This is a genomic window from Streptomyces sp. NPDC041784, from assembly GCF_055591025.1.
The window spans coordinates 347,039-363,060 of sequence record NZ_JBVJAB010000007.1 but is presented as its reverse complement, the minus strand read 5'-3'; the positions used below and the strand labels follow the sequence as shown (position 1 = coordinate 363,060).

Genomic DNA, 16,022 nt, shown 5'->3' with positions numbered 1-16,022 from the left:
GTCATGGTGATCGGCTCGGGGCACCGCGGACGCGTACGACACCGAGGTGAGGTCGGGGGCATGGCGGTGATGGCCGGAGCGGTGCGAGCCGGGCCGCGACGGCGGCCGGGTCCCCGGCCCGGTCGCAACTCCGTCCTGACCCTCGCCCACGAGCGCATCTGGCGCCTGGAGGAAGCCGATCTGCTCGCCCTCTGGCCAAGGGCCTGTCCAAGCCGCTGCGCGAGCTGGCCGAGACCCGGCTCGCCGAAGTCCGGTCCCACAACATCCAGTTCGACAAGCTGAGGGAGTCCCTCTGATGCCGGTGTCCGCCGCCACCGAGAAGAAGCGCGAGGCCATGACCCGTCTGTACCTGCGAACTCCAGGCGAGGTCCAGCGCGATGAGACGATCCCCGAACCACAGAAACGCCTTTGTGGTAACTGCAGGGTAGGCATCGCGCTCAACGCCGCCAAGAGCGCGCATCGCGGCAAGTGCAGGCGGTTCGCTCGCGGAATGACGCACCTTGAGATCCGCGCGAACGCGGCATGGCCGTTGCCTGCTCGGCAGAGCCGGCCAGCGTCAAACGCCCGGTCGTGGCACGGGTGAATCCTGACGTTCACGGAGCGACGGGACGGGACTTGGGTTGCCACTGCACCGCAGGGCATAGAGCCGTAGACTTCGGCACTCAACGCCGACGACGTCCGGCCGTTGCGCGCGCCCGCGGGGAGGAAATCGCATGCAGGACCCTTCGGACTCGATGGAGATCGCCGAGCCTGAGGAGAACGGCCGGAGCAATACCGCCGACTCACCTGTTGTGGACGATCCGACGTCCAACTCGGACATCGACTCGAGGACGGCGTCGACGATCCTGGTGGAGGTGCTCCCAGGGGTGGCTCTCGTCGCCGGTGAGGTCCCGCCGGAGCTGAAGCCCGATCTGATCGACTTCGGGATCGTGCCGGCTGCCGACCGCAAGCAGATCTCAGCGATCCTCGCCTCGATCGGGAACGCGGCGACCGTGGTCGGCAATCTCGGAAACGCGTTCGCCGGCGTGCAGGGGCTCTACAGGATCGGCGACACGGCACAGGCCCTGCTGAACAGCGGCGCGACGCTCGCCGTCAAGGACGGCGGGAACCTCGGAGCGGTGATGGTTCCTGGCCGCATCCTGCATCAGGCCCGCTTCTACCCCGTGACTGCGGTGAACAAGGCGCGGGGCGCGGCCTCGATCGGGCCGGCGCTGGCCATGGTCGCCCTTCAGATGATGTTGAGTGAGGTCTCGGGACTCGTCAGGACCAACCTCGCGGTGACAAGTCAGGTCCTCACCACCATCCGCAAGGATCAGTGGGCCGAACTGACGGGGCTCGTCGCCGCCATCGATCGCGCGGTCGACCAGGCGCGAGAGATCGAATCGGTCCCGACGTCCTTGTGGGAGGACGTCGCGGGCAGTGGAGCGCTACTGCAGAAGCAGCTTGAGCTCTACCAGGGGAACGTACGCGACCACGTCAGGCAGATCGGTCGGCCCGACGCACGCAGCCACCGTGAGTATCTGCAGACGAACGCCGAGGCGATCGTCTTCGACGCCAACGCCCTCCTGTCCTCCCTCAAGGCATGGACCGGTTATCACGCACTCCGCGCCGCGAGGGCGAGAGCCGCTGGACGCGAAGACGCCGCCGAGGCGCAGTACGCCGAGGTCATCGCGCGCGACACCCGCGCGGAGTTCGACTCCGCTCTCACCGAGACGACGAGCCTCGTCGACGCGCTGACGCGGGAGCTGCGGATCACCGCCGAGCTCCCCGGACCCGACGCATGGCCGCTGCCGGGGAAGCGGAAGGACGTGAAGGCAGCCCGCGAAACCTCCGCCCGTCTTCTGGAGGCGATCGAGCCTCTTGCCAATGCTCTCCATCCGCCGGCCCCTCCGCTCGAGGCTCCGGGCGTCGTCTGCGCACCCAAATCGCTGGATCTCGAGCCGTACCTTCGCATCCTGCGATGGTTCCTCGAGGACGGTGAGACCCTACGTGTCCTCGGCTTCCCCGACCAGCTCGATGCCCTCGGTCCCATTTCTGCGATCATCGGCGGAGCGAAGGAGAAGTTGGCAGCGGCGATGGACAAGGCTGCGGCAAAGACACTGGTAGCCGTCACGGATCGCCGCATCATCCTGGCCAGGACGAACGCGTTCCTCGAGCAAGGCGAGATCCGTCAAGACATCCCGATCGACCAAGTGCGATACGTCCGAGCAGCGACCACACAGGACAGAAGCGCGCGCCTGGCGATCGACCTCATCACGCGCGACGAGAGCATCCGGTGGCTCTTCCGCGCTGAGATCGACAACACTCAAGTGGACGCGCTCGCCGCCGTGCTTGCCGAGTCGATGACGATCCCCGACATTGAACGCGATGAGCTTCAACGGCGGCGCTACGCCCCCATCGAGGCGGGCAAGAAGAGCGAGAGTACTGGCACGAGGTCTACGGAACCGACTGGATCCGAGGCCACGACCTGCGATGCCGAGTAGGCCTCGAGCCCATTGACGAGGGGCGGCGTGATCGATGCTCACCCGCTCCACTTCGTGGGCAGTGGTGTGCGGCCGACCGGCGCCGACATCGACGCCACCTCGCGGATCGCAGGTTTCGGGACAACGGTGCTGCTGCCCGCTACCGCCGCGGCCGGATCCGCTCCGGATCTGGGCAGCCTTCGGCGCCGACTCGCCGTCGGCCGCGCCCAGTTCCGCTCCGCGCGCTGCACCGGCCTCGCCGAAGCCCTTCCGGCCCTGCGCCGAGACGCGCTGGCTGCTCAGGTCCAGAGGACCGGGGCTCGCCAGCAGGCGGCGAGTGCGCTGCTCGCCAAGGTGCACATCCTGGCCGGCGAAGTCGCGGTGAAGTCCGGTGACAGCAACGCGGCATGGGATCGCGCCCGGTCTGCCGTCGGGGCGGGCGAGGCCTCAGGTCCGACTCCGCTGGCCGCCGACTCCGCCGCCCGGCCGGCACGGACCCCTCACGCCCGTTCAAGCGGCCTCACCGCGGGTCACGTCCAGCTGTACCGAATCGGAGTACATCACCTGCTTGTCCTGGACATCGCCGCCGTACGGGCCGCCCGACGAATCCACCCCGGCACGCTCCCGACCGTCGGTCTGTGTCTTGACCCGTCAGCTGCGATTACGCCGACCTCGCCTGACCGGCTTGGAGTCCTTCGCCGCACGCACAGGCGCAGGGCCGATGTAACCAAGCGCCGCGGCATGCCCGTACGGCACACAGGCGGGCCATCTCGCCCCACAGCGAGAGTCTCTCGAAGCGTCAAGCGGCTGACAGACTCCTCCCGGTTCGCCTCGGCGACCTTGCCCGGCAACGCACCGTGAGAAGGTGCACCACCCGTGACCACATCCGCTTCTCCCTCCATGCCGTCATTGCTCGGCGTGTTCGCTCACCCGGACGACGAAAGTCTCCTCGCGGGAGGTGTCCTCGCCCAACATGCCGCCGGGGGTGCACGCACCGGGGTTGTCACCGCTACCTGGGCTCCGGACAGTCACCGGGCGGACGAGCTCGCCGAGGCGCTGGCAGTCCTCGGTGCCGGCCGACCGCGGATGCTCGGGTACGGAGACGCCCGCAACGACTTGTCGGCGCCTGGGCGGACTCGCTTCTGCGACGCGCCCCTGGACGAGGTCATCATCCAGCTGGTCGCGCAGCTGAGGGATTTCCGTCCCGACATCGTGGTCACCCATGACGCCATCGGCCAGCTGACCGGTCACCCCGACCACCGCCACACGCACCGGGTGACGCTGCTCGCGGTGGAGGCCTCCGGGCTCGCGCATCTCTACCCGGAGGCCGGCGCGCCGTGGCAGATCCACGCCCTCTACGCTGCCACCCACCCGCACTCCGGGGTCGGTGACCTGGGACCGCTGCTGACCGGCGTTGGTAAGACCGTGCTCTCCCTCCCGGACGAGTACGTGACCACAACCGTCGACGTGACGCCCTGGGCGGACCAGAAGTGGCGCGCGATCACCGCGCACCGCGGAGAAGTCGCGCGCGAGCGTGCCTTGCCCGGCATCCTCGCCCGCCTGCCCGAGGACACCCGCCGCACGATCATCTCTACCGAGCACTTCACACGCCTCTCGCCCGGGCCCGTCCCGAGCGATCCTCGTCACCTGACGACCTGACGATTCAGAGCCGCCCATCCTGCGGCCTCCGACCTCGCGGGGATTCGGGGCGTCGTCGCCGGCCCCGGAGGCGCCCCGCTGTCCGTGTCCGTCACTGTCGCACCTGGCCTCGAACCCGGCCGCCGGACGGGGCGTTGCCAGTGTGGCGACTTCGCCTACGAGGTGACTGGTGGCCCGGTCGATCCCCATGTGTGTTCGTGCGAGTACGACACCCGGATCTCCGGCGGGCCAGCCGTGTTGTGGGTGGGTTTCCACAGGGAGGAGTTGCGCTGGACCGAACCCGGGGATGAGCCCACCTGGTACTCGACCTGGCTTCTCCGAACTACCAGGGGCGTCCCGTGATCAGGTGACGGGACGATCAGTCCCGAGGCGAAGGGCCGGTATGGGGCAGCCGGAGAACGGCTGCGAGTGCCGCGGGTGTTAGTTTCCTGCCCGTGTTAAATCACCAGGACGAGACCAGGGCGGCCTACGACGGGGTCGTCGAGCTGTATGCGTCGATGTTCGCCAATCAGTTGGAGACGCAGCCGTTCGCGCGGAACATGATCGGCACCTTCGCCGAGCTCGTGCGTGGAATGGGGAACCTGCGGGCAGCCGACGTCGGGTGCGGACCCGGTCATCTGACGGCCATGCTGCACGACTTGGGGCTGGACGCCTTCGGGCTCGACCTCTCCCCGGCCATGGTCGACCACGCTCGGCGAGCCCATCCGGCGCTGCGGTTCGACGAAGCGCGCATGGAGGACCTGCCGGTCGAGGACGGCGCACTCGGCGGAGTGCTGGCCCACTACTCGATGATCCATACCCCACCTGGAGAATTGCCCGCGCTGCTCGCTGAGCAAGTGCGTGTCCTGGCACCAGGGGGCCTGCTCCTGGTGTCCCTCTTCGGGACCGAGGGGCCGGAGCCGGTCCGCTTCGACCACAAGGTGGCGCCCGCCTACAGCTGGCCGGCGGAGCAGTTTGCCGAGTTGCTGGCCGGGGCCGGACTCGTCACGGTGGCTCGGTTGCTCCACGACCCGGCATCCGAGCGGGGCTTCCTCGACACCCACTTGCTGGCCCGCCGCCCGTAGAGCGTGGCCCGTGGACTGGGCCGGGGTGGTGTTGATCATCCGCGTGGCTGAAGCTCGTCCAAGCGGCTATCCGCAGTTGGCCGTGGCGGCCTGCTGATTCACCCGTGTACGCCGTGGATGCTCGGGTCGCCAGGGTGGAGTGGTGGCGCGGCTACCGTGGGTGCACGGCGTAGGTCAGGTGCGTCACCCGCGACGACGGCTCCGAACGGACCGGCTCCAGCGCGACCCGGGACGCGTCCACGCCGTCGAACAGGCGGGTGCCGGCGCCGAAAAGCACCGGTGACAGCGTGATCGAGAACTCGTCGACCAGGCCGGCGTTCAGGTGCTCCAGGATCGTCGCGCCGCCGCCGGCGATGCGGACGTCGCGGTCGCCTGCGGCCTCGCGGGCCTGGTCCAGGGCGTGCTCGATGCCGTCGTTGACGAAGTGGAACGTGGTACCGCCGGGCCGCTCCCACGGGTCACGCTCGGTGTGCGTCACGACGAAGACCGGGGTGTGGAAGGGCGCCTCCTCCGGCCATGCCTGCTCGCCGAGGTCGAACATGCGCTTGCCCATGACGCTCGCGCCGGTGCGCTCGAACGTCTCCCGCGCGACGTCGTTGTCGCGGCCCTCCTCGCCGCCCTCGCCCAGCTTCAGGTTCTCCCGGATGAACCGCAGCGGGAACAGCCACTGCTGCAGCTCCGCCCACTGCGCCATCCAGCGCTGAACGTCCGGGTCGTCCTGCTTATCGGGCGCGAAGAGCTCGTCTTCAACGGGCACGGACTCGGGCGCGATGAAGCCGTCCAGCGACATCGACACACTGAAGAACACCTTCCCGGCCATCAGCCCTCCGCCCCCTTCCGCGCGAGGTCGGCGACGTAGGCCGCCAGGCTGCTCAGGGTCTGCCGGCCGCCCTCGATCGCGTGGTACTTCTCGACCGCCTCGTCGCGCAGTTCCTTGGTGGGGAACACCGTGCGCATCACGATCCGGGTCGTCGCGCCGTCCGGCGCGAAGGTCAGGACCGACTCGAAGGCGTTCGGGTCGTCGCGGGACTCACCGTGCAGCAGCGCGATCCGCTCCGGCGGGACGATCCGCAGCCAGCGGATCCACTCGGAGTAGTCGGTCCCGTCCGGCCCGTGCAGCACGAAGTCCCACTGCCCGCCCTCGCGGAACTCGAAGGACCGCGTGGTGGTGGTGAACCCCTCCGGACCCCACCACCGCGACAGGTGCCGGACCTCGGTGAACGCCTCGAACACCAGCTCCCGCGGGGCGTCGATGACCCGGGAGATCACGATCTCCCGGTCGGCCGTCGCCGGCTCCGCCCGCGGTTCTTGCCTTGCGCCTGCCATCGGTCATTCCTCCTGCCGTGTCTGCTTGAGGTCCTGCACGTAGGTGTCCAGCCGGTCGAAACTCTCGCTCCAGAACCGCTCGAATCCGCCGACCCACTCGTGGACCGGCCGCAGCCCTCGGGCGTCCAGGCCGTAGAGGCGCTGCTTGCCCACCCCGCGGACCCGCACCAGCCCCACCTCCCGGAGCACCCGCAGATGCTTGGACGCCCGCGGCTGGCTCATCCCCAGCTCCTGGGCCAGGTCGGTCACCGGCCACTCACCCGCCCGCAGCAACGCCAGGATGTCCCGGCGCTGCGGCTCGGCGATCGCGTTGAACGCGTCCGACGTCGTCGCTGCTCGTGCCATGGCAGCCATCATATTCCCATATCGGAATACATCAAGCCGGGCGATGAACGCTCGATGCGCCTCGATGGCGTCCGTCGGGTAGATGGCGGCATGTCCCATCGTCGTTCCGATGTGGCCGTGACCAGCGATGACCTGGGCGATGCGGGGCGGCGGCCGTTGAGGACGGAGTCCGTAAAAGGGACGGGTGTGCCGACTTCGAGGTTCGTGGGTGCTGCGGGAAGGCGCACCAGCAGGGTTGAGGCCCCCAGAGCAGCGGCGGCCGCGATGCCCACCAGCCCATGAGTCAAGACAGTGCGCTACACGGAGCGCACCGCCTGGCCGGATCTGCGGATCGGTAGACCAAGAACCTTGTCGACCTCAGCGGATACGGAGTCGAGGAGTTCCTGCCCGAACAGGCAGAGTGACTCTTCCCAAGGGTGCCCAAAGCTGCCCAGGCGGAAGTCTTCGGACAGATAGATGTAGTAGTCACCATCGGGATACGGGCTCAAGGGCCAAGGCTGCTGCCCGGGTCCACCGACCTCTTGGGGGGCGAACCGATACGACGTGTGCTGCCAATCAAGCGCGAACAGCGTGCCATGTGGGCCAACACAGAAGGTCAGCCCCTGCTGGACTATCCCGACCAGACGGTCGAGGCGCTCGTAAGGAGGCTCGTCGGGAAGCGTCGCCAGGCTCCAGGTGACCGACGCGGCAGGCTCCGTGATAGCCGGCCACTTGAACGGATTCATGCTGGGCCGAAAGCTGAACTCCGTGTTGAAGCGGTCCCAGACGCGGCGGTACTCAACTTCTGGCAGCTCGGCCACAGTTTCCCTGATCACCCATCGAGAATATCGACTCGCCCCACCTGAAACTCTCTGGGTGGACTTCACGAAACTGCTGCCAGAACCAATACCGCCGATCCCCACCAGCGACCGTTGGCCGGGCAGGCAATCTGTGATGACGTTCCGGAAGAGCTGCCGGAACGGTGGCCTGGGTGAGGCCGTGCTGGCCACGGTCAGTGCAGCGCCTACTGCAGCACCCCGGATCGACGGCACGCCGCCTGGGCTTGTTGAAGGCGATCGCGCGGCCAGCCGCGCCTCCCGGCTCCCCTCGGGAGGCCACGCGGCTGCCCGTATGCCGACAGCAGGGCAGCCGCCGTGCCGTGGAACGTGTAGCGTCTCGCGGCTCATGTCATGACGCAGCGTTCTGACCAGCAGGTTTTGGATGGGATTCAGAGCGGGTGGCGCCGATGCCTTGTCTCAAATCCCGTGGCACTTCACTGGGGCAGCGCTGGAAGATGACGACGTGCAGCTTCCCTACGTCTACCGTGTCACCAAATACGACCCCGCCGATCGTGACGATCACGGGCACTACACCGGCGTCGAGGACACGATCAGCGATCACGGCGAGATCGAGGCGGCCTATCTTCAGGCGGTCAAGGCGTTCGCCGCGGATGCCGGCATCGACCGTCTGTCTGTCCGCGAGCCGCAGGTTTCGTCGCTCGCTCATTTCGGCGTCGAGCCGCCTATGGACGGCTTTGGTCTCGACAGAGTCTTTCCGAGTGGTCTTGTCGACTTCCACGACGGGGCAGAGGTGCCGCTGAACGTCGGGGTGGAACTGGTGCGGCTCATGCTGCGCGACAGCGGCGCCTGGTGCCGGCTGGAGGTGGAGGGCGCATTCGCGGTGCACGTCGGGTGGGACCAGTACCTCTACATCGGCAGCAGCCGCCCCTGCCACAAGGCGCTCACCCGCACACGCGAGCTCGGGCTGTTCCCAGAGCGCCTGGACGTCTCCCCGTACGACTTCGAGCCCGAGGAGGAAGGCGTCCAGCGACCGGCCGACGACGACTTCTGGACCGGCCTGCAATCGGCGGCCAGCGCCGGACGTGCCGCTCTCCTGGAAGAGCAATACCTCCAAAACGCCTCGCGATGGCACCGCCTCACCAGCGACACCATCGAAACGGTGCGCGCCGCGCTTGCCCCCCGCGCCCGTCTGGCCGTGTGGCCGGACCTGTCCTCCGACATCGCCGCGGTCCTCGGCGCCCTCCCCACCGAGGGCCTCGTCGAATGCGTCTGGCAGGAGAAGGACGGCCAGATCCACAGCGCTGTCGCTGACGATGACGAGTTCCCGGACCTGGCCGCCCGCATTTCCGATGCCGACGCTGCAGCGCTCCTGTCCGTGTACGCCGATGAACGTGTCCCTCTGTTCACCGCTGTCATGCCGGACAGTGACGGAGTGCTGCGGGCGCGCTGGCAGACCGAGCCATCCAGCGACGGGTGGAAGTGTCGACTCTGAACTCTGTGCCATCCCCTGGCGGCTACGGCTCCCGGGACGGCGCAAGGTGATGCGTTCTTCGAGCAGGGCAAGGCGGACGGCAGCCTGGCTGACCCCTTCCCGGTCCGCGATGCTCTGGAGGGACAGCTGCTCCGTCTCGCAAGCCTGGCGATGGAGCAGTCCCCGGCGGGGACCGCTTGGTGAAGCTGTTCGCGCGTGATGTTGTGCGGGTCGGCCCTGGCAGGTAGCGAGATCTGGGTGCGCGCGGTGTGCCGGGTAGCCGATCAGGGCCTGGAAGAACCACCGCTGGGCGTGGAGTGCGGACGCGTTTGGGTCCGACCGCAGCTGTCGTTGCCCTGCCGGCGCCAGGGATCGATGAAGCGCTCCTCCGCTGGCCGAAGACCGTCCGACGAGGAGACAAGCACAGGTAGAAGGCGAGTTCTCCCCTGCGGGTGTTGCGGCGGACCAGCGGATGCCGATGGATACCGCCGCTGGACGGTGCCAGGCCGAGGCGGGCAGACGGTCGGCTGCCGTGTCCGCGCGGACTGAGGTCCGCCCGCGGTTGATCCGCGCGCGCGTGCTGCGGGCGACGGCTAGAACGTACCGATCCGGCGGGACTCCAGCAGGCTCCGCTGGCCGGGATCTTGGCCGTATGCCTCATCGCCGGTCACCCAGCGGGCGGTGACCCCGCGTTCACCGATGCCGCGATCATCTGTCCGGCCAGGGCGGGCTTGGCCGCGACTTCCACCTGCTCCGGTATACCGGCCCTGGATCGGCGTGCGGCGTTCTGGCACCAGGAGTCCTCGGGCAGATGGAGCCGACGGTCAACGTGGCCGGCGGTGCGTGTGTATTGCCGCTGCACGCCTGCCGAGCGGGACCCCTTCTTCACGAAATCCGGTCTCATCGACGATCAGCACGCCGTCGTCGGCGCCGAGGTACTCGAAGACGTAGGCGCGGACCTCATCACGGACCTCGTCCGCGTTCCAGCGGGCGCTTCGCAGGAACCATGCATCGGCCGCTTCGCAGGAGCCGATGCATCGGCCCGGGGCAGGCGTGGCCGGCCTGCTCGGCCAGCTGCCAGCAGTTCTTCCGCTCGACACAGCACAGCAGGCCAAGCACAAGGGCACGTGTCGTCGCGCGCGGCTCCACTCGCCGGAACGGGTTCGCGATGCGAGCCATGGCCTGGTCGAACATCGACTTCCAGCGGGCCGTGTCTGTGTTGTGGCCCGCGGCCATCGCGCGACCCTCAGGAGCCCACACAACTTCTGATGATCACGCGGTGGCCCTTGCGTTGTCGGTCAGGGCCCCGCATCGGAGGTGGACCGGCTTACCGCACCCTGGCGAGGAAGAGGTCGCTGAACAAAGCCATGTGGATGCCACCGCCGTGGGCGTTCAGGACGTGGGCAGTCTCAGCGAGGACCTGCTCGCGCCGGTCAGGGGGCAGGACGCGGTAGCACGAGAGTGAAGCCAGGTATCCCAGGTAGTGGTCGGTTTCGTAGTACTGATCCTGCTGATACCGGACGGCACGCAGGTCCGTGAAGCGACCGTCGCGGCGGCACTCGTCCTCCGGCCAGCCGGACGGTAGCCCGCCCCAGCTCCCGGGCACCTGACCGAAGGTGGACGCCAGCTCACTGTGCGGTGCACCGGCAATCCCGTTACGGCCGTCGACATCGGCCAACGCAGCATGCAAATCCGTGTCATGGGACGCCTGCGGGTTCCAGAACAACGCCACCCCGCCGCCGGGCGCAAGGGCAGCGTGAACCAGGTCCCAACGCCGCTCCGGATCCGTCCAGTGCCAGGACGTGGCGGCGAAGGCCAGCCCGAAGCGGCGGCCGTCCGGCTGCCAGTCCTCAAAAGCGCCGGCATGAACCCGCACCCCTGGATAGTTCACGGTGTTGCGGCGCAGTACCTCCGCCATGCGCGGATCGGGCTCGATGCACACCAGCGGCGTGCCCACCGCGGCGAACAGCACCGTGGCCTTGCCGGTCCCCGCGCCGATCTCCACGGCCGCTCGGTCGCCCAGGGCCGTGTACGCCAGCACCTCCGCAACCAGAGCGTCCGAATATCCCGGGCGAGCGGCATCGTAGAGCTCAGCCACCTCACCGAACACCTGACTGCGTGCCATGTCGACCTCGCCCTGCACGGTCATCCGCACCCCTTCGGCTCCCCGATCGGCAAACGGCACCCTATCGAGGACAACGAAAGCTGCGACCAGCTACAACAAGTCACACTGGAGTTTTAGAGGTCCCGGCCGGTCGCGGCGACGCGTTCGGTGAGCCATCGCGAGGTCTTGCCGACGGCGCGAGCATCCCCGGCTCCGTGGTTGCACATGGCGGCAGTCACCGACAGCGCAGCAGCGCCGGCGTCTGCTGGAGCGTAGTGCCGGTCGGTTCGCTGGTTGCCCAGCGGTCGTGCAGCACGTGGAGGTGGTGCGGAGCGGTGGGCGGCAAAACGCTGCCACAGATCAGGCGGGACATGGGCCGAAGTCCTCGTGGGATCCGTGGATGAGGATCATCCCGGCCAGCGCTCTGATGTCGACGAGCAGCTGCTGGGCAGTCGTCCCCTCGGAGCCGTACAGCGGCAGAGCTTCGGCGGACGCTGGCGTCTGCGGCAACTGGTGGAGCAGAGGCTGAGCCCGCTCGAAGGGGCCGTCTTCCTGGATCGCGTCTGCCGAGGTGTGGAAGTAGGGGTGCCGACAGCACGGTCCCACCAGCGCGGCGAGGCCGGTGGCTTTGCCGGGGCAGTGGCCGGAGCGCGGAGTCTGCCCCCACGGGTGGAGGCCGGAGTCGGCGTCTTGCCGCACTGTGGGCAGGAGTCGACGAGCAGGACGTGGTGCCGGGTGCCAGCGAAGGTCCAGGCCAGTCGAGCCAACGGCCTCCGTTCTCGTCCGGTGACGGGGCCAGGCGTGACGCGGTCGCCGGTGCGGACGATGAGCGCGGCGGACAGTGCCGACTCGTTGCCGGCCGGGTCCACGGTGGCGACCGCGTACCTGACGTACGTGCCCGCGGGCATGTCCAAGTCCTCACAGACGCCGCCGGTGCGGGTCTCGTCGCTCTCCTCGGCGCAGGTCACGCGGGTGAGCCCGGCCGGGTCGAGAGTCTTGCCGGGCGAGCGGTAGACGCGGTAGGTCCCGCCGCCTGCGAAGGTGAGGGCGGCGTACGTCGGCGGGTTGCCGAGCGCGTCGAGGGCGTGGACGCGGTGGCACCCGGTCGGCAACCTGCTGCCAGGCCAGAGTGGCCCACCACGTGTCGCCGGCGACCGCGAGACCGGTCGGCGCCGCCGGGCCCGTGCGGTCCACGGTCACCGCGGTGGCGTCGGGGTAGCTCGAGGTCTGGGTCTGGGTCTGGTCCATCGACGTCGCCGCTGCCTGACCGTCGTCGGCCTGCCGACCGGGGCCTGGATCGGCTCCGGCCACGCGCTCGTGGTTGCCGGTTTCGGGTGTCGGCCCGAGGCATGCTGGTGGCCGTGACCATGGCGCCGCACACCGCGCGCGCCGCGACGGCCGGGCAAGGACGCGTGACCAGCGTCCCGTGATGAGTGAGGGGCACCAGGTGGCGGACGACCGACGAGCAGATCCGTCGCCCGGCACCGAGGCCGGTGTACTGGTGGACCGTCTGAAGGAGCGCATCTACGCGACCATCACGATGATCGCAGTCGTGGTCGGCCTGTCCTACGGCGAGGTTGATTCTCTTGGCGCCATCGCCACGGTCCTGACGACCGCTCTGGGGCTGTGGCTCGCGGCGTTCGTCGCCGACCAGCAGGCGCATCGCACCGTCCACGGCCACCTCGCCACCGGTCACGAGCTGCGCCGCATGCTGTATGTCAGCAGCCCGCTGCTGTCGTGCGCGGTGGGCCCGACCGTGCTGATCGCCCTGGCCGCGCTGGACCTCCTGTCCTTGCACGCCGCGTTGTTGACGGCAGCGGGCGTCGGCGTCATCTCTCTCTTCCTCTGGGGCTGTCTGGGCGGGCTGCGCATGGGAGGCGGCGCCCTGGGGGCGGTGCTGGCCGGTCTCGTGGACGCTGCGATCGGCGTGGCGGTGGCCCTGGTGAAGGTGGCTGCCGGGCACTGACGCAGTGGGGCCGCTGCGGGCCGCGGCCAGCGCCCCAACGACGTCGTCCCTACGTCCGCCTTGGACGAGTACGGGCGCGACCTCACCGACGAGGCCCGCAGCGGACGTCTCGACCCGGTGGTCGGCCGGGCCGAGGAGATCGAGCAGACCGTGGAGGTCCTTTCCCGGCGCACCAAGAACAACCCCGTGCTCATCGGCGATCCCGGCGTCGGCAAGCCCGCCATCGTCGAAGGACTGGCACAGCGGATCGTCGCCGAAGAGGTCCAGGCCCTGCGCAACCGCCGCGTCGTGAGCCTCGACATGGCCGGTCTGGTCGCCGGATCCAAGTACCGGGGAGAGTTCGAGGAGCGGCTGAAGAAGGTGATCGACGAGGTCACGGAGGCCGAGAGCGGCATCATCGTGTTCATCGACGAACTGCACACGGTCGTCGGCGCCGGCGGGGGCGGCGAGGGTGCCATGGACGCCGGCAACATTCTCAAGCCCGCGCTCGCCCGGGGCGACCTCAGCGTGGTCGGCGCCACCACCATCGACGAGTACCGCCGGTACATCGAGAAGGACGCCGCGCTCGAACGTCGCTTCCAGCCGGTCATGGTGCGCGAACCCACCGTCGAGGAGACGGTCGAGATCCTGAGCGGGCTTCGCGACTCCTACGAGGCCCACCACCAGGTCCGTTACACGGACGAGGCCCTGGACGCCGCGGCCGCCCTGTCCGACCGCTACATCACCGACCGGTTCCTGCCCGACAAGGCGATCGACCTCATGGACCAGGCAGGAGCACGCGTGGGACTGCGCGGCCTCGGTGCCCCGACCGGGACCGCGAGCCTCGAGGACCGCCTCACCAAGCTGCGCAGGGAGAAGGACGAGGCCGTCAGCACCGAGGACTACGAACGCGCCGCACAGCTCAAGGAGCAGATCCGGCAGGTGGAGCGGGAGCTCGCAGGCGCCGGCGAAGAGCGGGAAGAGGCCGGCAGTGTGCTCCCGAGGACATCGCCGATGTGCTCTCCGCGCGCACCGGCATTCCCGTCTCCCAGCTCACCGAGACCGAGCGCGAGCGGCTCACGAAGCTCGAAGAGGCCCTGCACGAGCGGGTGGTCGGCCAGGACGAGGCAGTCACCGCCGTGTCCCAGGCCGTGCGCCGCGGCCGGGCGGCCATGGGAGACCCCGACCGGCCCACCGGCAGCTTCCTCTTCCTCGGACCCACGACGTCCCGTTCCAGAGGTGTGCGGCTCACGGCCATTCGCGAGGCCCTCCAAGGCCCGCCTCTGCAGTTCCGCCCCGCGCCGCACCACCGGGCTCCGGTCCCGGCGGCAGCGCCCTCCCACGCGGCACTGCTGTCGCTGTCCATGCTTAGTCTGATGCGCGTCGCCCACCGGCTGAGGGGAACGGCCCTCGGCATTTTGGGAGCGCTGATGCCGGAGTCCGGCAACACCGACGGGGTGGCCGGTGGCTCGGCCGTGCGGTGCGGTGCGGGCCAAGGTGGGGCCGGAGCGGGTGTTCGCGGTAGCGCACGCGATCGTGGCCCGATGGTGGGAGCAGGCCCTGTACTGGGACGAAGAGTAGATCTGGCCGTACCGCCTGCACCTGCTGGCGGAGGCCAGCGTGTCACGCAGCGTCGACGTTACCTCGAGGGCATCCTGTGGGCACTCGCGATCGCGGAGCAGCCGACGAGAAAGGGTCGAGTCATGCGGGCGTCGTCTCAGGGCGTTACGGTCGTGGCTCTCCTGGCGGATCCGGACGTGCCGACGGAGATCGCGCAGCGCTTGGCCCAGACCCTTCCTACTCGGCTCGCCGACAAGTCGGGCCAGGGGCGACGATTCGACGTCGAGGTGGTCAGTGAGCCCTTCACCGCAGGGACCGAGGACCTGTCCACCTTGATGCGCCGGATCATGGACCGCGGAAGTGCGGAGAACTGGGACATCGTCGTGGCTCTCACCGACCTTCCGCTGCACTCACACGGGCACAAGCTCGTTGTGAATCTGAGTCACGAACACGGCTTGGCGCTGCTGTCTCTTCCTTCGCTGGGGGGCCTGCGGCTGCAGACCAGGGCCCGGCGGGCCGTGGAAGAAGCCGTGCTCGGCTTGGCGGGTCCGCAGGCCACTGGGGCTGAAGGACCTCCGCAGAGTCAGCCGCTGCTGGGGCCCTTTGCCCATCGTTTCGCGCCTATCCACCTGCACCCGGTCGGTGCGGAGGAGACCGCCGATCTTCGGTACGTCGTCAGCGGGCTGCGCGGTTACCTGCGGGTGCTCGTCGGTATGGTCCGCGCCAACCGGCCGTGGCGGTTGGTACCGGCCTTGTCGAAAGCCCTGGCGGCCGCACTCGCCACGGGGGCCATCGCCACCCTGGACTCCACCACCTGGAGCCTCGCTGGGGCCCTGAGCGCGCCACGCCTCGTGATCGCCATGGTCGGGTCCGTCAGGCTCATGATCGGCTGGCTGATCGTAGACGGGGAGCTGTGGCATCGATCAACAGAGGGCTCGCCGGAGGCGAGGCAGAGGGCGAGGCTCTACAACGCCTCGACGGTCATGACCGTGGGTATCGGTGTGCTCGTCTGCTACGGAGGCTTGATCGTCATCAACTTGGCGTGAGCGCTGTTCATCCTCAACGACCGAGTGTTCGCTTCCATGACACGAACCCCGCTGCACGCCACGGAATACTTGACGTTGTCCTGGTTCGTCGCTTCGGTCGCCACCGTGGGCGGCGCGCTGGGATCAGGATTGGAGAGCGACGAGGCGATCCGCGCAGCCGCCTACTCCAAGCGCGAACAGGAACGTCGCCATATGCTCCAAGACGACCACGGTGACTGGCCCTCGACGTGAACCGATACCGGCGCAAACGACTCCCGGGCG

General features: G+C 68.8%; 12 protein-coding genes and 3 pseudogenes. 8 read left to right on the top strand and 7 right to left on the bottom strand.

Going from position 1 to position 16,022, the window contains the following annotated elements:
- The first annotated feature begins 713 nt into the window (after nt 1–713).
- From ACZ6D7_RS18190 to ACZ6D7_RS18175, 4 genes are all read left to right on the top strand, one after another.
- Entirely contained in the window at nt 714–2,483 is a 1,770-nt protein-coding gene (locus tag ACZ6D7_RS18190) for a hypothetical protein (RefSeq protein WP_469491413.1), read from the top strand.
- Nucleotides 2,484–3,362: 879 nt separating this feature from the next.
- Nucleotides 3,363–4,121 carry a PIG-L deacetylase family protein gene (locus tag ACZ6D7_RS18185; RefSeq protein WP_469491563.1) on the top strand — a complete coding sequence of 253 codons (759 nt, stop codon included), beginning with the start codon at nt 3,363–3,365 and terminating at the stop codon, nt 4,119–4,121.
- Between the two features lie 84 nt (nt 4,122–4,205).
- Nucleotides 4,206–4,463, top strand: a complete 258-nt coding sequence (locus ACZ6D7_RS18180; protein ID WP_469491411.1) for a GFA family protein — start codon at nt 4,206–4,208, stop codon at nt 4,461–4,463.
- A 92-nt stretch (nt 4,464–4,555) separates the two neighbouring features.
- On the top strand, nt 4,556–5,185 hold the full coding sequence (locus ACZ6D7_RS18175; RefSeq protein WP_469491409.1) for a class I SAM-dependent methyltransferase: 630 nt from the start codon (nt 4,556–4,558) through the stop codon (nt 5,183–5,185).
- Between the two features lie 151 nt (nt 5,186–5,336).
- Here the strand turns inward: ACZ6D7_RS18175 and ACZ6D7_RS18170 are convergent, their stop codons facing one another.
- The 4 genes from ACZ6D7_RS18170 to ACZ6D7_RS18155 form a co-directional block, all read right to left on the bottom strand.
- Nucleotides 5,337–6,005: a dihydrofolate reductase family protein gene (locus tag ACZ6D7_RS18170; protein WP_469491407.1), complete on the bottom strand. Its 669-nt coding sequence runs from the start codon at nt 6,003–6,005 to the stop codon at nt 5,337–5,339.
- Nucleotides 6,005–6,511 carry an SRPBCC family protein gene (locus ACZ6D7_RS18165; protein WP_469491404.1) on the bottom strand — a complete coding sequence of 169 codons (507 nt, stop codon included), beginning with the start codon at nt 6,509–6,511 and terminating at the stop codon, nt 6,005–6,007. Before ACZ6D7_RS18165 ends, ACZ6D7_RS18170 begins: the two co-directional genes overlap by 1 nt.
- Nucleotides 6,512–6,514: 3 nt before the next feature.
- Nucleotides 6,515–6,856, bottom strand: coding sequence for an ArsR/SmtB family transcription factor (locus ACZ6D7_RS18160; RefSeq protein WP_469491402.1), 342 nt, complete (start codon nt 6,854–6,856; stop codon nt 6,515–6,517).
- A gap of 296 nt (nt 6,857–7,152) precedes the next feature.
- Nucleotides 7,153–7,671, bottom strand: coding sequence for a DUF2716 domain-containing protein (locus ACZ6D7_RS18155; RefSeq protein WP_469491400.1), 519 nt, complete (start codon nt 7,669–7,671; stop codon nt 7,153–7,155).
- Between the two features lie 466 nt (nt 7,672–8,137).
- Here ACZ6D7_RS18155 and ACZ6D7_RS18150 point away from each other — a divergent pair, with 466 nt between their 5' ends.
- Nucleotides 8,138–9,127 (top strand): RNA-binding protein, encoded by a 990-nt coding sequence (locus ACZ6D7_RS18150; RefSeq protein ID WP_469491398.1) that lies wholly within the window; start codon nt 8,138–8,140, stop codon nt 9,125–9,127.
- A 385-nt stretch (nt 9,128–9,512) separates the two neighbouring features.
- On the opposite strand, the pseudogene ACZ6D7_RS18145 reads toward ACZ6D7_RS18150, so the two are convergent.
- The 3 genes and pseudogenes from ACZ6D7_RS18145 to ACZ6D7_RS18135 all read right to left on the bottom strand — a co-directional run.
- Nucleotides 9,513–10,285, bottom strand: a pseudogene (locus tag ACZ6D7_RS18145) (IS701 family transposase); the annotation flags it as partial.
- 148 nt (nt 10,286–10,433) lie between these two features.
- Nucleotides 10,434–11,255 (bottom strand): class I SAM-dependent methyltransferase, encoded by an 822-nt coding sequence (locus tag ACZ6D7_RS18140; RefSeq protein WP_469491396.1) that lies wholly within the window; start codon nt 11,253–11,255, stop codon nt 10,434–10,436.
- Nucleotides 11,256–11,570: 315 nt separating this feature from the next.
- The gene (locus ACZ6D7_RS18135) at nt 11,571–11,909 is read right to left on the bottom strand and encodes a hypothetical protein (protein ID WP_469491395.1); all 339 of its coding nucleotides are present in this window, start codon (nt 11,907–11,909) and stop codon (nt 11,571–11,573) included.
- Between the two features lie 730 nt (nt 11,910–12,639).
- On the opposite strand from ACZ6D7_RS18135, the gene ACZ6D7_RS18130 reads away from it, so the two are divergent.
- The 3 genes and pseudogenes from ACZ6D7_RS18130 (at nt 12,640) to ACZ6D7_RS18120 (ending at nt 15,992) form a co-directional block, all read left to right on the top strand.
- A complete protein-coding gene (locus ACZ6D7_RS18130; RefSeq protein ID WP_469491393.1) occupies nt 12,640–13,176 on the top strand; it encodes a hypothetical protein in 537 nt (178 codons plus the stop codon).
- A 12-nt stretch (nt 13,177–13,188) separates the two neighbouring features.
- Nucleotides 13,189–14,426, top strand: a pseudogene (locus tag ACZ6D7_RS18125) (AAA family ATPase); the annotation flags it as partial.
- A gap of 432 nt (nt 14,427–14,858) precedes the next feature.
- A pseudogene (locus tag ACZ6D7_RS18120) lies at nt 14,859–15,992 on the top strand (hypothetical protein).
- The last annotated feature ends 30 nt before the right edge of the window (nt 15,993–16,022 follow it).

Bases quoted from the DNA above. Each gene is read 5' to 3' on its own strand.
- ACZ6D7_RS18190 (WP_469491413.1), top strand. From the start codon at position 714: ATGCAGGACCCTTCGGACTCGATGGAGATCGCCGAGCCTGAGGAGAAC.
- ACZ6D7_RS18185 (WP_469491563.1), top strand. From the start codon at position 3,363: ATGCCGTCATTGCTCGGCGTGTTCGCTCACCCGGACGACGAAAGTCTC.
- ACZ6D7_RS18170 (WP_469491407.1), bottom strand. From the start codon at position 6,005: ATGGCCGGGAAGGTGTTCTTCAGTGTGTCGATGTCGCTGGACGGCTTC.
- ACZ6D7_RS18165 (WP_469491404.1), bottom strand. From the start codon at position 6,511: ATGGCAGGCGCAAGGCAAGAACCGCGGGCGGAGCCGGCGACGGCCGAC.
- ACZ6D7_RS18160 (WP_469491402.1), bottom strand. From the start codon at position 6,856: ATGGCACGAGCAGCGACGACGTCGGACGCGTTCAACGCGATCGCCGAG.
- ACZ6D7_RS18140 (WP_469491396.1), bottom strand. From the start codon at position 11,255: ATGACCGTGCAGGGCGAGGTCGACATGGCACGCAGTCAGGTGTTCGGT.
- ACZ6D7_RS18130 (WP_469491393.1), top strand. From the start codon at position 12,640: ATGAGTGAGGGGCACCAGGTGGCGGACGACCGACGAGCAGATCCGTCG.